The organism is Olleya sediminilitoris, assembly GCF_016785945.1.
GTDB lineage: Bacteria > Bacteroidota > Bacteroidia > Flavobacteriales > Flavobacteriaceae > Olleya > Olleya sediminilitoris.
The window spans coordinates 113,007-130,214 of the sequence record NZ_JAEMEF010000001.1; the positions used below are offsets into that span (position 1 = coordinate 113,007).

At 30.7% G+C, this 17,208-nt stretch carries 17 protein-coding genes; 7 read left to right on the forward strand and 10 right to left on the reverse strand.

Annotated elements, in window-relative coordinates; genetic code table 11:
- Window positions 1–50 precede the first annotated feature (50 nt).
- Window positions 51–329, forward strand: coding sequence for a F0F1 ATP synthase subunit epsilon (locus tag JAO71_RS00490; RefSeq protein ID WP_028291586.1), 279 nt, complete (start codon window positions 51–53; stop codon window positions 327–329).
- Window positions 330–402: 73 nt separating this feature from the next.
- Here JAO71_RS00490 and JAO71_RS00495 read toward each other — a convergent pair whose 3' ends face one another.
- Complete coding sequence (locus JAO71_RS00495; protein ID WP_028291585.1) at window positions 403–843, reverse strand: LexA family protein; 441 nt, start codon at window positions 841–843, stop codon at window positions 403–405.
- Window positions 844–969: 126 nt separating this feature from the next.
- Window positions 970–2,229 (reverse strand): Y-family DNA polymerase, encoded by a 1,260-nt coding sequence (locus JAO71_RS00500; protein WP_202998427.1) that lies wholly within the window; start codon window positions 2,227–2,229, stop codon window positions 970–972.
- 208 nt (window positions 2,230–2,437) lie between these two features.
- Here JAO71_RS00500 and JAO71_RS00505 point away from each other — a divergent pair, with 208 nt between their 5' ends.
- Complete coding sequence (locus JAO71_RS00505; RefSeq protein ID WP_028607592.1) at window positions 2,438–3,013, forward strand: hypothetical protein; 576 nt, start codon at window positions 2,438–2,440, stop codon at window positions 3,011–3,013.
- Window positions 3,014–3,021: 8 nt separating this feature from the next.
- A complete protein-coding gene (locus tag JAO71_RS00510) occupies window positions 3,022–4,440 on the forward strand; it encodes a flotillin family protein (protein ID WP_202998428.1) in 1,419 nt (472 codons plus the stop codon).
- Between the two features lie 58 nt (window positions 4,441–4,498).
- Here the strand turns inward: JAO71_RS00510 and JAO71_RS00515 are convergent, their stop codons facing one another.
- The 3 genes from JAO71_RS00515 to JAO71_RS00525 form a co-directional block, all read right to left on the reverse strand.
- Complete coding sequence (locus JAO71_RS00515; protein WP_116823629.1) at window positions 4,499–4,705, reverse strand: helix-turn-helix domain-containing protein; 207 nt, start codon at window positions 4,703–4,705, stop codon at window positions 4,499–4,501.
- A gap of 3 nt (window positions 4,706–4,708) precedes the next feature.
- Complete coding sequence (locus JAO71_RS00520) at window positions 4,709–5,134, reverse strand: DUF2975 domain-containing protein (RefSeq protein ID WP_202998429.1); 426 nt, start codon at window positions 5,132–5,134, stop codon at window positions 4,709–4,711.
- Between the two features lie 98 nt (window positions 5,135–5,232).
- Entirely contained in the window at window positions 5,233–5,712 is a 480-nt protein-coding gene (locus JAO71_RS00525; protein WP_162874873.1) for a hypothetical protein, read from the reverse strand.
- 157 nt (window positions 5,713–5,869) lie between these two features.
- On the opposite strand from JAO71_RS00525, the gene JAO71_RS00530 reads away from it, so the two are divergent.
- Window positions 5,870–6,283 carry a putative signal transducing protein gene (locus JAO71_RS00530; RefSeq protein WP_054852476.1) on the forward strand — a complete coding sequence of 138 codons (414 nt, stop codon included), beginning with the start codon at window positions 5,870–5,872 and terminating at the stop codon, window positions 6,281–6,283.
- On the opposite strand, the gene JAO71_RS00535 is transcribed toward JAO71_RS00530, so the two are convergent.
- Window positions 6,284–7,771 carry an aminotransferase-like domain-containing protein gene (locus tag JAO71_RS00535; protein WP_202998430.1) on the reverse strand — a complete coding sequence of 496 codons (1,488 nt, stop codon included), beginning with the start codon at window positions 7,769–7,771 and terminating at the stop codon, window positions 6,284–6,286.
- 80 nt (window positions 7,772–7,851) lie between these two features.
- Between JAO71_RS00535 and JAO71_RS00540 the strand changes: the two genes are divergently transcribed.
- The 3 genes from JAO71_RS00540 to JAO71_RS00550 all read left to right on the forward strand — a co-directional run bounded on the left by JAO71_RS00540 (window position 7,852) and on the right by JAO71_RS00550 (window position 11,108).
- Entirely contained in the window at window positions 7,852–9,672 is a 1,821-nt protein-coding gene (locus JAO71_RS00540; protein ID WP_202998431.1) for a TonB-dependent receptor plug domain-containing protein, read from the forward strand.
- Window positions 9,673–9,739: 67 nt separating this feature from the next.
- Entirely contained in the window at window positions 9,740–10,603 is an 864-nt protein-coding gene (locus JAO71_RS00545) for a cupin-like domain-containing protein (RefSeq protein ID WP_028607599.1), read from the forward strand.
- 10 nt (window positions 10,604–10,613) lie between these two features.
- Window positions 10,614–11,108 carry a DUF6646 family protein gene (locus JAO71_RS00550; RefSeq protein ID WP_028291573.1) on the forward strand — a complete coding sequence of 165 codons (495 nt, stop codon included), beginning with the start codon at window positions 10,614–10,616 and terminating at the stop codon, window positions 11,106–11,108.
- Window positions 11,109–11,171: 63 nt separating this feature from the next.
- Here JAO71_RS00550 and JAO71_RS00555 read toward each other — a convergent pair whose 3' ends face one another.
- From JAO71_RS00555 to porZ, 4 genes are read right to left on the reverse strand one after another with little or no spacing between them, the layout of a single operon-like run.
- Window positions 11,172–11,645 carry a regulatory protein RecX gene (locus JAO71_RS00555; RefSeq protein ID WP_202998432.1) on the reverse strand — a complete coding sequence of 158 codons (474 nt, stop codon included), beginning with the start codon at window positions 11,643–11,645 and terminating at the stop codon, window positions 11,172–11,174.
- 24 nt (window positions 11,646–11,669) lie between these two features.
- On the reverse strand, window positions 11,670–14,075 hold the full coding sequence (locus JAO71_RS00560) for a TonB-dependent receptor (RefSeq protein WP_202998433.1): 2,406 nt from the start codon (window positions 14,073–14,075) through the stop codon (window positions 11,670–11,672).
- Between the two features lie 4 nt (window positions 14,076–14,079).
- The gene (gene recO / locus JAO71_RS00565) at window positions 14,080–14,802 is read right to left on the reverse strand and encodes a DNA repair protein RecO (protein WP_028291570.1); all 723 of its coding nucleotides are present in this window, start codon (window positions 14,800–14,802) and stop codon (window positions 14,080–14,082) included.
- Entirely contained in the window at window positions 14,802–17,165 is a 2,364-nt protein-coding gene (gene porZ, locus JAO71_RS00570; RefSeq protein WP_202998434.1) for a type IX secretion system anionic LPS delivery protein PorZ, read from the reverse strand. The genes recO and porZ overlap by 1 nt, the downstream gene beginning before the upstream one ends.
- Window positions 17,166–17,208: the final 43 nt, after the last annotated feature.

A 17,208-nucleotide genomic window follows, 5' to 3' on the forward strand; every position in this document is an offset into this window, starting at 1 on the left:
AGTATTTAGTTAACTATAAACTACAGCTGCAAACTGCAAACTAAAAGAATATGTATTTAGAAATTGTATCACCAGAAGCGACATTATTTAAAGGAGAAGTAACAAGTGTTACTGTTCCTGGTATAAATGGTGAGTTTGAAATGTTAAATAATCACGCACCAATAGTATCTATATTAAAAGAAGGCACTGTTAAAATCGTGGGAAATATCACTTTAGATAAAGAGGTTGAAGACCAATTTACTAAAGGAAACAATAATACGACACTATTAAAAATAAATTCTGGTACGCTAGAAATGAATGACAATAAGTTAATTGTATTAGCAGACTAATACTTTAACTAGATTATAATAAAAAAAAGGCGAAACATATGTTTCGCCTTTTTTATGCTCTATTTTTTAAAAATTAAACCTTCTTAATTACATTAGTAACAATTCCCCAAATTAAAAAGTTATTGTCCTCAGTTATTTTAATAATTGGATAGTTAGGGTTTTCTGGTTGTAACCAAACTTCGTCTTTAGACACACGTAAACGTTTGACTGTAAACTCTCCATCAAGAAAACAAACTGCAATTTTATTATTTGCTGGCTCAAGACTTCTATCTATAACTAGTAAATCGTTATCATCTAACCCAGCTCCTATCATAGATTGCCCACTAACTTTTGCGTAAAAGGTAGCTTCTTTATTTTTTACTAATTCTTCATCTAAAGATAAGCGATGCTCTTTAAAGTCTTCTGCAGGTGAAGGAAATCCTGCCGAAATTCCTGTATCAAAAAATTGACCTGCAACTCCGTCAATAGTTTCTGGTGTATAGAAGGTTAAACTTCCAGATTTATGTGCAATCATAGTTATCTCTATTTATATGTTGATACTACAGCAAATCTATAGACTAAACTCATACTGTATTATCTAAATTATTCTGTTTATAAATTTACTTATTATTAGTGAGATTATTTTATTATAAAATTCATTTTATTTTACGACTATAATGTCATTGATATTAGTGGTGTATCTTGGAGACAGTCGGTCTTGACGCATTTTCCAAGTTTGTTTTAAATCTTGATTTGCTATTTTAATAGCAGCACCTTTATATTTAGCATTAATAGCATCTATAGACTGCATTAATGGTTTGTGTTTGGGGTTTTCGGTATCAAATAAATGCAACTGGTGATTATCTGTAGGCACTAAACCTGTAACAATGACACCTGCTTTTTTATATTTAATACCTTTTTTAAAAATAGACATAACAGCACTTACAGCACAATTACTAATCACTAAAGACGAATCTGTTGGGTAAGATAAATTTACACTAGTACTTGCACGATGCTGACTTAGTTCTGTTTTATGTTTATCGCTTTTTAACATAACTATAATAACATGACAGCTAGACCCTTGTTTGCGTAATTTTTCTGCACAAACTACAGCAAAAGTTGCTATACGTTCTTTAATGTAACTACTATCAGAGTAACTAAAATCAAAACTTCTAGTAGTAGCAATCATTTTTTTTTGATCTACAGCTTCATCTAATTTTAATGTTGCTATTCCTTGTAAATCTCTTTTTAACCTTGCTTCGACTACCGAAAAATTACGTTTTACCCAATCATCGTCTAGTTTTGTAAAATCATAAGCTGTGTGACACCCTTTAGCCTTTAAACGTTTTGACAGTTGTCTTCCAACTCCCCAAACATCTTCAATTTTTAACCACTTTAAGGCTTTAATCCGTTTTTCTTCTGAATCAATAACATAAACCCCTTTAGTCTGAACAGGAAATTTACGAGCAATTTTATTTGCAACTTTACTTAATGCTTTAGTTGGAGCAATGCCAACACATGTTGGTATTCCTGTCCATTTTAAAATCCGTTTTTTTATTTGTTGACCATAAATCTCTAAATCGTAATTATCAAAACCTTTAAATTCTAAAAAAGATTCGTCAATACTATATACTTCAATATCTGGTGAAAACTGTTTAAGTATAGACATAACACGATTACTCATATCACCATATAATGGATAATTAGATGATAAAACAGTAACGTTATTAGCTTTACAAAAGGATTCCCACTTAAAAATAGGAGCTCCCATTGGCAAACCTAACGCTTTAGCTTCGTCACTACGTGAGATAACACAACCATCGTTATTACTTAAAATAGCGACTGGTTTTCCTTGTAAATTAGGGTTAAAAACACGTTCGCAAGAAGCATAGAAATTATTACAATCTACAAGTGTAAACATATGTGCAAAAATACATAAAACATTTCAATTCTTTTAAAAATATTTTTGTAAAATGTTAAAATGACCAATTAACAAAATTTAAATATTATGAAAATGTAACATTTATAACAAAAAACACACATATAAGTATAGTAACAATAAAAGCAAATTAATTTTATTGCCTATAAACTTTTATCGTTCTATATTTAAATTTTTAAAATCCATAAATATGTTAGATTGGTTTTCTAGTTTAGAAATGTTTCCAAAAGTATTTTGGAGCCTTGCTCTAATAGCTTCTTTAATTTTTATAATTACCATAGCGCTATCTTTTATTGGTGGAGACACAGGTGATTTTGGTGATGTAGATGCAGATATTGATGCAGATACAGGAATTGGGTTTCAGTTTATAACCTTAAAAAATCTAGTTGGTTTTTTCACCATTTTTGGATGGTCAGGTATCGCGTGTATAGATGCTGGATTATCTAAGCCATTAACCATAACAATTGCTACTATTTGTGGACTTATTATGATGGCTATTATGGCTGCAATGTTTTACTATATGCGCAAACTAAGCGATAGTGGTACACTTAATTACAATAATGCTATTAATCAAATAGGAGAAGTTTATCTAACCGTTGGAGCAAAACGATCCAATATAGGAAAAGCACACGTCAGAATCCAAGGTGCTTTAAGAGAATTAGAGGCATTAACAGACAGTACAACAGATTTAAAAACTGGTACAGTAATAAAAGTGAAATCTGTAACATCAAACGGAATATTAATCATTGAAAAACTTAACAACTAATTAAACCTATGTTTTTACAAACCACACAAGACACTTTTAATTTAGGCTTCCCTATAACCATTATAGCAGCTGTATTATTTATTTTCCTATTTTTAATAGTGTTAATAAGACGTTATAAACGCTGTCCTTCTGATCGCATACTAGTAGTATACGGAAAAGTAGGTGGCGGACAATCTGCTAAATGTATTCATGGTGGAGCTGCCTTTATTTTACCAGTTATACAAGATTATCAATTCTTAGATTTGACACCAATATCTATAGAAGTTAATTTAGTTAATGCATTATCAAAACAAAATATTCGTGTAAACGTCCCTTCAAGATTCACCATTGGTGTGTCTACAGAACCTGGAATTATGCAAAATGCTGCCGAACGTTTATTAGGTTTAAACCAAGACAACATTCAAGAGCTAGCACAAGAGATTATCTTTGGTCAATTACGTTTAGTAGTAGCATCAATGGATATAGAAGAAATTAATAGCGACAGAGACAAATTTTTAACCAACATATCACAAAGTGTTGAATCTGAACTAAAAAAGGTTGGACTTAAACTAATTAACGTAAACATTACAGATATTGTAGACGAGTCTGGTTATATTGAAGCTTTAGGTAAAGAAGCTGCAGCACATGCAATTAACGCTGCACGTAAATCTGTAGCCGAAAAAAACAGAGATGGATCTATTGGTGAGGCTAATGCAGTGCAAGATGAAAGATCTCAGGTTGCAGCTGCTAATGCACAAGCAGTAGAAGGAGAAAATACCGCAAAAATTGCTGTTGCCAATTCAGATTCATTACGTCGTCAACGCGAAGCCGAAGCTGGTCGTGTGGCAGTAGCATCAGAAAAAGTACAGACCGCAAAAGCCTTAGAAGAATCTTATGCTGCAGAACAGGATGCCGAAGCAGCAAGAGCAGAACGTGAACGCTCATCTCAAATGGCTGACGTAATTGTACCTGCTGAAATTGATAAACGAAAAGTAGAAATTGACGCTGAAGCAAGAGCAGAAAACATAAGACGAATTGCAAAGGGAGAAGCTGACGCCATTTTATTTAAAGCACAAGCCGAAGCACAAGGTCTTTACGAGGTATTAACCAAACAAGCTGCTGGTTTAGATCAAATTGTTAAAGCTGCAGGAAATAACTCTAAAGACGCTGTATTATTGTTAATTGCCGATAAACTTCCTGAGTTAGTTAAAACACAAGCAGAAGCTATTAAAAATATCAAAATAGATAAAGTTACCGTTTGGGAAAATGGAGGAAAAGGTGAAGATGGAAAATCATCTACAGCTAATTTCTTATCCGGAATGTACAAATCAGTACCACCATTACAAGACATGTTTAATATGGCTGGAATGGATCTACCTGAGTATTTAAAAGGAAAAGATAAACCAAGTATTGAAGAAGCTACAATAGAGGATAGTAAGACCGAATAACATTACTATCAAATTATAAATAAAAACCTCACCGATTTTTGTATCAGTGAGGTTTTTTTTAATCTTCAATATATTCTAAAATATCTGCAGGCTGACAGTCTAATGCTTTACAAATAGCTTCCAGAGTAGAAAACCGCACTGCTTTAGCTTTTCCTGATTTTAGGATAGATAAATTAGCAGTTGTTATACCTATAATTTCAGATAAATCTTTACTTTTCATTTGACGCTTTGCAAGCATAACGTCTAAGTTTACTACTATTGACATAGGCTATATTGTTAGGTCGTTTTCTTCAGTTACTTTTTTTGCTTTTTTGAAGACATCACTTAAAAAAATAAAAAACAAACCTATAAGCACATGAAATATAGGAAAATGACCACTAGTTAATTTAAAAGAGGTATTTAATAAAACTGGAAAAATAAATTTACTAACAAGTTGTATTACTGCAAATATTAATAATAAGCCACCCGCTTTTTTAAAGCTATTTATTACTACATCATTAAAATAATTCTGTTGTTCTAATTCAAAAGTAGATAGTCTTAAATTTTCTATTACTAAAACAAAAAGATAAATTAAACCCAATCCTATGATATTACTAACAATAGTGAGAATGCCAGATGTATCTGTATAATTTATAACATCATTTATAAACTTAGGATTTAATTTATCAAAATTTCCTAAAATTAAATAATACATAAATTTAATTGACTCAAAAGCAAAAGTCAATATAAATAAATAATAGAATATGTTTATTGCTTTTTTTATGATTGAAATACTTTTCATTTTAGCCTAAATTATATAGTTAAATTGTTTTCTTGTTGTAATTGATTCCCATTGTTGATAAAATCAGTTAGAATTATCAAACCAAAGCCTACTAATATTAAAAGCATACTTGAACTTAATCCAGAAAAAAGAGTCATACCATTAAAGTAAATCAGCAATGTTATGCTCCAAATTAAGCTTAGACTACCTGAAACCATGAAAAGCTGACCTGTTCTTTTAAATTTTATAACATTGTTATTATTAAAAAATCCTTTTTTAACAGTGTCTTTTAACCCTCTTTCTAAGAAAAATAAAGCAATAAAAGTTACAACTGAAATTGCTAAACCAACAAACTGTGTATAGTATCCAAATATAAACTTTTGATAAAATTCCTCTGAAAAATTCATAAAGTCAGGAGTGTAAACCACTAGATAGATATTGGATAAAAAAACAACACAATAAATCACTATCAACGCTATTATAAACCAATGTAATATTCTTATTTTTCTCATATTTCAAATATTTTTATTATTGTTTAACGATAACAAATATATAAAAATTATTGATAAACAATAATTATTTTTACAAAACAAATAATACTTTACTTTAATTTCATTTTAAAAATGAAACCAGACGTCGTATATTTAATCAAGCATAATTATTTGTTATATGAGTCAAACTTTTAAAACCATAGCTAAATTTCAATATACAGCTGAAGCACAAATTATAAAAGGAAGGCTAGAATCTGAAGGTATTCAAGTATTTTTAAGTGACAATATAACTATAGATACAGATCCTTTGGTCAGTAATGCTATTGGAGGCGTTAAGCTTAAGGTTTTATCTACAGATGCAATGCAAGCACAACATATTTTAGAAAGTATTAATAAATACTCTATTGATGATGATGGTAATGCTATACATTGTCCCAATTGTAATAGTACTGAGGTCGCTATGTTTTCTACCATTAAAGATCTTAAATCTTTTTTTGCTTTTGTCTTTGGGTTTATTTCTGGTACGCTTCCCTTCTATTCAAAAGATAAATATAGATGTGCAAATTGTGACACTGAGTTTGATGTAAAATAATCACAAAGCATCAAAACTAAGTCTCAACGTTTTAATAACAATTTCTATTTCACCCTCATTTAAATGTCCAAAACCTAAACGTATTGCACAAACAGCTTTACTTTGATACAAGATAGTTTTTGGCAGAAATAAATCGTACATTTTTGCTTTTTCGACTAATTTCACAAGTGATATACTAGGCTTAAAATTTATCCAAATCGCTAAACCACCTGTAGGCACTTGCCAAGTGGCATCATCTTTAAAATGGGTCGTTAAACATGCACATAAATAATCACGTCGTTGCTTATAAATAGTGATGTTTTTTTTGATTAAACGATGTATTTCTCCCTCAGAAATTAATTCGGTTAAGATTTGTTTCTGAATTAAATCTCCTTGTTTATCTAAAATTTGCAAGTAATTTTTGGCTTCATTTATAATATTTTCTGGAGCTACAACAAACCCAATTTGAAAACTAGGAAAAAAAGATTGTCCTAATCGTCCTAAATAAATAACGACTCCTGCTCCATCAGAACTAGCCATAGGAAGCATCGCTGAACCTTCAAATTGAAAATCATAATCAAAATCATCTTCAATAATAGCAAAATTATAAGCTTTGGCTAATTGCAATAACTTTAATCGTCGCTCTGCTGTTAAAGTTACAGTTGATGGATATTGTCTATGAGCACAGACATACACACATCTAATACTGTTTTTGGTAAAATTCTTTTCAATAAAATCGACATCTATTCCATAAGCATCTACAGGAATAGTAATTATATTTGCTCCTGCTTGTTGAAAAATCATATTAGATTTGTAATGGCTTAAATGACCAACAAGTACAACATCCTCTTGTTTAATTAAAAGTTGTGAGACTATATACAAGCTCATTTCTGTACTTCGTGTACTGACTATATTATCAGGTTTTATATAAAAGCCTCTAGTAGCATTTAAGTAATTACATAATTGTTTACTAAAATTAGTGTAAGACTGTTCTTGGGTTTGATTCCATTTAGAGATTAATGAAGAACGCTTCATGGAAGCACTATACCATTTTGAAAACTGATGTGTTGGATGTAAGCGTAAATCTGGTTGTCCGTCGTTTATAACATATTTACTAACCGAAAACTCTTCAGTAGATGCTAAATTAAAAGACGATTGAAACTTAAAACCTGCAACTTTAGGATACGTTTTTAATTGCTCTAAACCCTGTAAAGCACCTTTTATTGCAGCTGTCTTTTTTTCTGGCATTAAAACAAATGTTCCTTTATTAGCAACTATATCTACCCAACCTTGCGAAGCCAACTCATCATAAACAGCTACTGCTGTATTACGGTTTATATTAAGTAAGACACTAAACTTTCTTGTTCCTGGTAGAGCAGTTCCTTCTGGTAAATACCCACGTTGGATAGCATTAATAATTTGTTGTGCAATCTGAATATAAATAGCTGTATTAGGCGATTTTTCAAAATGAATTAAAGATTTTAAGATACCATCAACCGGACTATGCATTGTTTTAAAACTGGACTACTTTAGTGATCCGGAAAGTTACGAAATTTGCAGCCTGAAAAAAAACACGAAATTAATTAATTATGACATTCAAATATGTATTCATCTTAACAGCTTTGTTTTCCCTTACAACACAAGCTCAAGATCTAGGACAAGAGCAGCAACTAGACTCGGTAATAATAACCTCTTCACGTATAGATTTACCATTTAAGGAAAATTCTAGAACCATTACTGTAATTTCTGCTACAGATATTAAAAACAGTGCTACAACTAATGTTGCCGATTTACTACAGCAAGTTGCTGGAGTAGATATTAGAAGACGTGGTACTGCAGGAAGTCAAGCTGACTTGTATATTAGAGGTGGTGGTTTTGACCAAACTTTATTATTAATTGATGGTATAAAAATGGACGATGCACAAACAGGACACCATACCATGAATGCTGCATTACCACTTGAAGTTATTGAACGCATCGAGGTTATTAAAGGTCCTGCTGCTAGAGTATTTGGCCAAAACGCATTTACAGGAGCCATTAATATTGTAACCAAAAACAGTTTAACCAATACAGTTTCTGCAAAATTAGAAACTGGATCTTTTGGACAATTTAATGCTGGAGTCACTGTTGGTAGCAACTTAGAAAACTCGTCACACATTGTACATATAGACAAAATGACTTCTGAAGGTTACAGATACAATACAGATTATGACAATAGCAACTATTTTGTAAAAAGCGTTTTTAATAAAAAGAGAAAAGCTGTTGAAATGATTACAACTTTTCAAGAACGTAAATTTGGAGCAAACGGGTTTTATGCTCGTGCAAGTGCTGTAGATCAATATGAAGAAACACAAAATAGCTTAATGGCATTTTCAACTAAATTTAATAGCGACAATTTAACCATTAAACCTCGTTTATATTGGAAACGTAATCAAGATGAATATGTTTATTTAAGAGAAGATCCTACAGTATACAGAAACTTACATATTACTAATAAAGTAGGTGCAGAAGCAAATGCCTCTTACAAATCCGAATTAGGTACTACTGGTTTTGGTGTAGACTTATCTAAAATTTATATAAGTAGTAATAATCTAGGTAACAGACAACGTTTTATGTCAAATCTGTTTCTTGAACATCAATTTAAATTATTTGATGAAACAGTAGATGTAACACCAGGTATAGCTGTAACCTATTTTTCAGACTTCAAGTTTTATGCATTTCCTGGATTAGATGTTGGAGTTAAAATTAACGACAACCTAAAAGCTTATGGTAATATTGGTTACACATATCGTATACCAACTTATACAGATTTATATTACAATGACTCTTTTACCTCTGGAAACGAAAACTTAGAACCAGAAAAAGCATTTGCTCAAGAAGTTGGATTAAAATACAATACTGAAAAACTTTCTGTTTCTGCAGCTGTATTTAATCGTGATGCTAAAGATTTAATAGATTTTATTAGACCTGATAATACCACAGAGGTATTTACTGCTAACAATATTGCAGAAGTAAAAACAAAAGGATTTGAAATAGATGCTAAATACAACTTCAATGTAAACAACTACAAACAAACATTTTCAGTTGCTTACAACTTTCTAGAAGACAATATCTTAGATCAAAACAAAGATTTATCTAGGTACTCTTTAAACACTTTAAAGCATCATTTTACATCACGTTTAAGCACTAAGCTATTTAAAAACGTAAGTCAAAATATTGTTTATAAACATGCCGAGCGTACTACAGGTGACAGTTATAATGTTTGGGATGCATCCATAGATATTAACCTAAAACAATTTACATTAACAGCAACTGCTGGTAACATTTTTAACGCAGAATATATTGAGGCTGGCTTTGTACCAATGCCACCAAGTAATGTGTTATTTGGACTGCGTTATAACTTTAACTAAAGTGTAACACACACAAATACTTTACTTTTGATAACGTTTTATTAACTTTGAAGCTTAAATTTTAAATTTGAGTTTAGACTTACAAGATATACCAAGAGTAAAAAGTATAACTAAACAGGATTTTATTAAAAATTATTTTAAGCCACAAAAGCCTGTTGTTATAGAACAATTTATTACCGATTGGCCAGCCTATACTAAATGGAATCTAGAGTATATAAAAGCTGTTGCAGGTGATAAAACTGTACCATTATACGACGATAGACCTGTAGATTATAAAGATGGTTTTAACCAGCCTCATGCAACAATGAAAATGAGGGACTACGTAGATTTACTTAAACGTGAGCCTACAAAATTTAGAATTTTTCTATGGAATGTTTTAAAAGAAGTCCCTCAACTTCAAAAAGATTTTAAGTTTCCTGACTTTGGATTACGTCTAATGAAGGGATTACCAATGTTGTTTTTTGGCGGTCGTGATAGCTATACATTTATGCATTATGACATAGACTTGGCTAATATTTTTCATTTTCATTTTGAAGGCGAAAAACAAATAATTTTGTTTGATCAAAAACAAAACAAACATCTTTACAAAGTACCACACGCTTTAATTACACGAGAAGATATAAATTTTTCAAATCCTGATTTTAACAAATGGCCTGCTTTAAAGAATGCTAAAGGATGGCAGTGTCAATTAAATCATGGTGAGGTTTTATACATGCCAGAAGGTTATTGGCATTATATGCGATACATAACTCCCGGATTTTCAATGAGCTTACGTGCAATAGCACGAAATCCAAAAAATTTAACAAAAGCTATATACAATGTTTTTATAATGCGTAATTTTGACAACTTAATGCGTCGCATTAAAGGTCAAAAATGGATTGATTGGAAAAACAAGAAGGCCATAATTAACACCAATAAGAATTTAAATTAAGTTTATAAAGATGAAAAAAGGATTACTTTTAGTAGCATTAATACTAACAGCAGGATTAGTTAATGCACAAGCTTTTGATGGTAAAGGAGATCAAAAACTTTCAATTGGAGCAAATTTACAAAATAACGTTAATGGTATCACATTAGCTTACGACTATGGTCTTGGCGAAAACATATCTGTTGGAGTGGTTACAGGATATGCTTTAAACCTAAATAATGGTTTAGATGCAGATTTTACTGATCGTTTTGAATTAGAAGGTCGTTTTAATGCTAATTTAGGTAATGTTGTTAATGTTAGCGATAATTTTGATTTTTACCCAGGAATTAGCTTAAGCTTAAAAAACTTTGGAGGACATTTTGGAATGCGTTACTTTTTCTCTGACGGATTTGGTATATTCTCTGAGTTTGGGACAACTTTTGCAAAGTTTAATTCAGATGCATTAACACCTGCAGAAAAAATACACAATCAGTTTACTGTAAATATTGGAGCTGTATTTAATCTATAATTAGATATAAACATCATAAAACAAAAGCCTTTTATTTTAATTATGAAAGGCTTTTTTTTATGTCTAAAAAATAAGCTCATTAGCTTTATCATAAACTAAATAATTCTCCCAACCTCTATACAATAGGTAGTCTATTAATTTTTTCTTTTTCTTATAATTATCAGTTTCTTTTAACGAAGCTTCTTTTTTTTCTGCTAAAGCATTAAAAACCTCAAGATATTCCTCTTCATCAATATCGTTAAGCGCTTGATCTATATTATACTTAGTAATTTCTTTTCGTTTCAACTCAAGTGCAATACGACGTTTACCCCATTTTTTAATTCTAAATTTACCGCTAGCAAAAGATTTAGCAAAACGTGTCTCATTTAAAAATTTATGCTCTAAAAGATGTACAATTATAACATCTGAAGCTTCAGGTATCATATTCATGTTTTTCAATTTTTGCTTGACTTCTTGATGACAACGCTCTTGATAAGCACAATAATACTCTAGCTTTTTTTTAGCTTCTTCTACTGAAAACGATTGGGTTGATTTCATGTTATAAAAATAAATAACTAGTATTTATAAACTATACTTTAATGATACTATTAAGTTTCTGCCAGGAGCAGCAATACCTGATGAATACGTTTTATATCGTTGGTCTGTAATGTTCTCTAGAGCTGTTGTTATGGTAACATCTTCACCTAATTGATATTGCGTTCTTAAATTTAAAGTATACCAAGCGGGAGCGTAAGGATTACCGTTTTCATCTAATGCATAAATATAATCCTTTTCATACTCAGAAGGTGCCAATTGCTCAAACGATAAGGCATCATTATAATTAATAAAACCATCAACTTTAAACTTATTTTTTTGCCAAATTAAATGCGTATTTCCAAAATTTGGAGCGACATGCCTAACAGGTAACTCAATCCCTTCAGTTTCTTCTGTTCCTCCAATGACATTATACTGTGAAGTTAATTTTAAAGCTTTAGAAAAATTAATCTGAGCACCAATTTCAAAACCATAAATCCATGATTTGGAAGCATTTTGTATGGATTGCACATTACTTAACTCACCATCATATATAATTTGCGATTGTCCATTTAAAGTACCATCACGTCTTACTAAAGCATTATCTAAATACGTATAATACGTTGCCATATCTAAAATAAAAGTCTTATCAAAATCTAATTTTAATCCTAATTCACCACTGTAAGCGTATTCTGGATCTAAATTATTATTAGGCACTACTACAGACCCTGGTTCTGAGTCAAACACCTTGCCTATATCGTCTATATTAGGCGCTCTAAAGGCTGACGATAAGTTAAATTTCCATTGTAATAATTGGTTAGGTGACCATGTAACACCTGCTGTTCCTGTTAATGCATTAGACGTATTATCTGATTCTGAAAATGGCAAATTTAAATACACATTATTAGCAGTGAAATCTGCCTTCTGAGTCACAGTATTGTAGCGTAAACCGGATTGAAACACAAACTTTTGATTTGGTTTGTACTTATAACTTGCATAAAGAGCAGCACTACTCCAAGTTGATCCATCAGGATACCTTGACACTGTTGGTTGTGTTGTATTATCATCTATATACTCTGTAAAGCCAATAGATCCAACTGTATTATAAACATACTCAAAACCATAGAATAAAAAGGAGGTTTCATTTAAAGCTTTTTCAAAATCTATATTAAAAGACAATGCATCTACAGACTCTTCTCTAACACTTCTTTCATTATCCTGAAAATCTCTATCCATTCTACTTTCCTGAAAGTTTTGATAAGCCAATGTTGTTTTTATATTATCATAAAAAGTCGCTTGGCTACTTCTTTTAACAACATTAAGATTGGTCATAAACCATTTTTGTGGACCATAATTCCACTCGGCTGACCTTAGATTTTCACCTCTATATCTAATAAGTCTATCATATCTAGAATAATCAGAAGTTGCTGTATAAAAAATACCCAATCCAAAATCTAAATCTTCAGCAGCTTTATAACTTACCTTTTGCATTAGATTAATTTGATCATAACCCGTAAATTTTTGAATACGACTGTCATTGTTTTGGATAATGACATCTTGATTATTTTGAGTTACTACATATTCTGGTCTTAAATAATCTTCAGGACCATGGCTTCCCATTTTTAAATCATTAAAATCTGTATAACTCACATTAGTTAAGAAAGCCCATTTTTTATAGCCTAAATTAAGATCTAAATGTGCGGTTTTTTCTTGACTTGCAGTTGCATACCTCAACATTACATTACTTTTGATCTCTAAGGTATCTGATAAAGAAAATTCTGGTTTTTTGGTATAGAAACTCATAACTCCACCTATGGCATCACTACCATAAATAATAGATCCAGCACCTAAGGTAACTTCTGTATTTTGAATAGATAATGGGTCTATTGATATAACATTTTGAAGGTTTCCACCTCTAAAAATAGCATTATTCATACGCACACCATCAACAGTAATCAATAAACGATTGGTCGAAAACCCTCTAATCATTGGGCTTCCTCCTCCTAATTGACTTTTTTGCATATAAACCTGTCCTGTAGCTTCTAACAGATCTGCACTTGTTTGTGGATTGTTAAAACTTATATTTTTAGCAGTGACAGTCGTTATTGTTTTTGGTATATCTTTTTTTCTTTGACCAAAATTAGACGCAGAGATGACAATCTCGTCCAACCCTTGCTGACTGTCTACCAAATAAACGACACCATTTACAGCTTCCTTATTGACCTGTTTTAATTGATGGGTTATATGTTGAAAATAAATAGTTTCGTTATGCAAAAACCTATCCAAAGAAGCTTCTCCATTTAGATTAGTTATTTCGCTTTTAGTTTGTTCTTTATTGTAAATAGCAACACCAAAAATTGGTTGTTTAGTAGTTTTATTAAGCACTTTTATAGTCTGAGAAGACATAGATATAGTGAAAAACAAAAGGATAAACATGCTTATTATAAACTTCATATTTTTAATTAAATACGTCATTAAGGATTTGTAAAGATTTTGGCTTTTTAAAATTGCCTAAATGTAACTCAAAATACACTAATATAAGTGTTAAAAAAGATTGTCTTTGTTTAGCATTAACTTTTATAGTATGTAGCTCATCAAATGTTGTACCTAACAATTGTTTTAGGAGTGCTAAATTTTGACCAGATACATTATGTTTTGAAATACTTAACTCTTGAAAATCTCCGTCTTGTAAATTAAAAGACGTTGCTGTTTCAATGTTTGTTTGATCAGGATAAAACCCTAAATATTTAGTAAGTTCTAACAGAAATAATAAATGAAAATTGGCATAATCATCATTAGCATCTAACCATTGTAAGGTGGCTTGTAAATAGCTATATAAAGGATCATTTTGTTCTTCTTCTTGAAGTGCATTTGACAATACTTCAGCAAGAAACATAACTATAGCACTTTTTAAAATATTTGTATGCAATGAGGTATATAAAAAATCTGTTTTTATATCTTTTATATATTGTAGAGAACGGTTGGATTTATAGTCTGTAATTAATTGTAATTGAGATAATGGCTGAAAATAAGCCACCTTTTTATTACTTTTTTTGGAGGCTAAAACTCCTTTTAATAAATAGCTAACCACACCTTGTTTTTGGGTATAGCATTTTACTATCAGGTCGTTATCTTTAAACCTTAACTTTGAGAGTACAATTGCATTTGTTGGCGTTAACATTATCTAACAACCATTACTTTTAGCACTTTGGTTTCAAAAGTATCTAAATCGTTTAGCATTATTAAGTATACACCAGAAGCGACAATGTTTCCGCCAAGGTTTTTACCATTCCATAGTGCTGTTCCTCCATCAATTTCTAAATTATACCCTTTAAATCTTGAGTTTGTATTTGTTTCGGCTTCAGCCACTAGATTTCCTTCAATATCTAATATTTTAATATTTACATTTTCTGACAAGTCTCTAATTTTAACTTTATCACTTATTATATTAAAATTTGGCCTTACAGGATTTGGGTAAACATAAGCGTTTTCTAACGTTACTTGAGGTTTTGAGGCTTCCGATTTATAGGATACCATACCTTTATCTGTTGCGATATACACAATACCATTGACATCGTCAATATCAACATCTAAAATATCATTTGTTGGCAAAGGGGAGTTGTCTTTTGTAAAATGAAAAATAGTCTCTTGTCCATCTGACGAAAAATAGTATAAACCTGTATCTAATGTTGCGACCCATTTATTATTAGACCCATCAACTTCTATATCTGTTATGTATTGCTGAAACAAAAGCTCTCTAGCTATACCATCATCCAAAACCACAATGTTGTCCACCTCTGCTTCTCCATTTACAAATTGGTCTGTGTTATAAACAATTCTTAACCCCTTATCTGTACCAAGCCAAAGTTGACCGTTATTGTCTATTGTAAGTGTTTTTACAGATGGAGAAGGCATACCTTCTTCCTCTTCTGAAAGGTGATTAAAGGTAATGTTATTACCATTTTTATTTAGCCCTATTATTCCAAAACGATGGGTTCCTAAAAAAAAGTTTCCTGAGTCATCAAACACAGTATCAAAAAAACCGTTTTCATCAAAAGGATCAGGAATAACATCCTGAAAACTAAAAGAAGACCATTGGTTGTTTGAGTAAATATTTAAAGGTTTGTCTACTCTTCCATTCATAACCCAAAGTTCACCATCTTCATTAAAAACAGCTTTAGAGGTCAAATAAAAATTTGAGTAAAATGGGGATAAAGTACTATTATCTTGATTAAAATAATTAGTTATCTCTCTGTTAGTCAACTCTATTAATCCTGAACCATAAGAGGTCACATAGACTTGATTTACATTAAATGGATTAATTACAATTCCTGTTAAAAAAAATGGATTAGCGACTGACTCATTAAAGGTTTTGTAAGGAATATTATCCCATTCTTCAGAATTAAAATAACTAAGGCCTGTACGTCTATAATCTCCAATTTCAAAGTTTAAAATAGCATTGTGCCCTCCATGTGTTCCCCAAAGATGATTTCCATTAATATTAATCTGAAAAAATCTGTTTTTTAATGGACCAGTAGGATGAATTTCTTCATAAACATCTTGATCAAAATACGATGTTTTTAAAATACCTAATCCAGCATTACCAGAATTTACAATAGCTTTGGTACCAATAAAGACTTCATCTTGATTAGCTATTAATGCTGTATTTAAATTAGAATATTCTGAAACATCAATTATTGTACTATACACTTCACTAAAATCATTACTATATACTTTTACAAGATTAGTAGCAGTAATTACTAAATGATTATCAACAGATTTAAAATCTGACACAGTACCTTGGATAGTTGTTTTTTCTATAAAATTACTATTTACAACTTCATATATTTTATTATTACTTAAAGCTGCATATAAATTATCTTGTACTTTTTGTATACCAACCCAATTATTTGCGTTAATACTTTGCCACTCTGCAGCATCAATCAAATTAGGGTTTGCTAACTCTCCTTTATACATACCTTGCGAAGAAGCTGCATGAATAAATCCATTAAAAACAGTTGTTTGATTGACATTAATCTGAGTATTATTTGGACCAATATAATAAGTATCACCAAATTCTAATTGATTAATGTCATAAACAGAAATACCAAAACCCGTTGATATGTATACAACATCTTCAAATCTATAAAATTGATTTATTTTTTTACTAGCAGCAGGTATGGTTTGCTTTTCTAATATATCAACAACACTAAAAACAGAATTATCAATTTCATCATAAACCTGAATCAAACCGTTGTCATAACCAATTAATAAAATTGATTTATCTTCAATATATAAAACCGTTGTAATATCATCTCCTGACAAACCATTAATAGTGGATATTGTATGTATTTCTCTAGAAATAAAATCATATGTAAACACTGCATTTGTTGCTGCCACATATAATTTTTCTTGTGATTTAGTAACATCCTTTATATCTAGATAGCTGTAATGTCCCGTCCAATCAGCTGTAAAATCTTGCGCAAAATTAGCTGTAGTATTAGCAAATACCAACAAACATAAGACTATCTTTAAAATGCGCATTATTATATTTTTTAAGCTATATTAATCAAAAACCAAAATTACT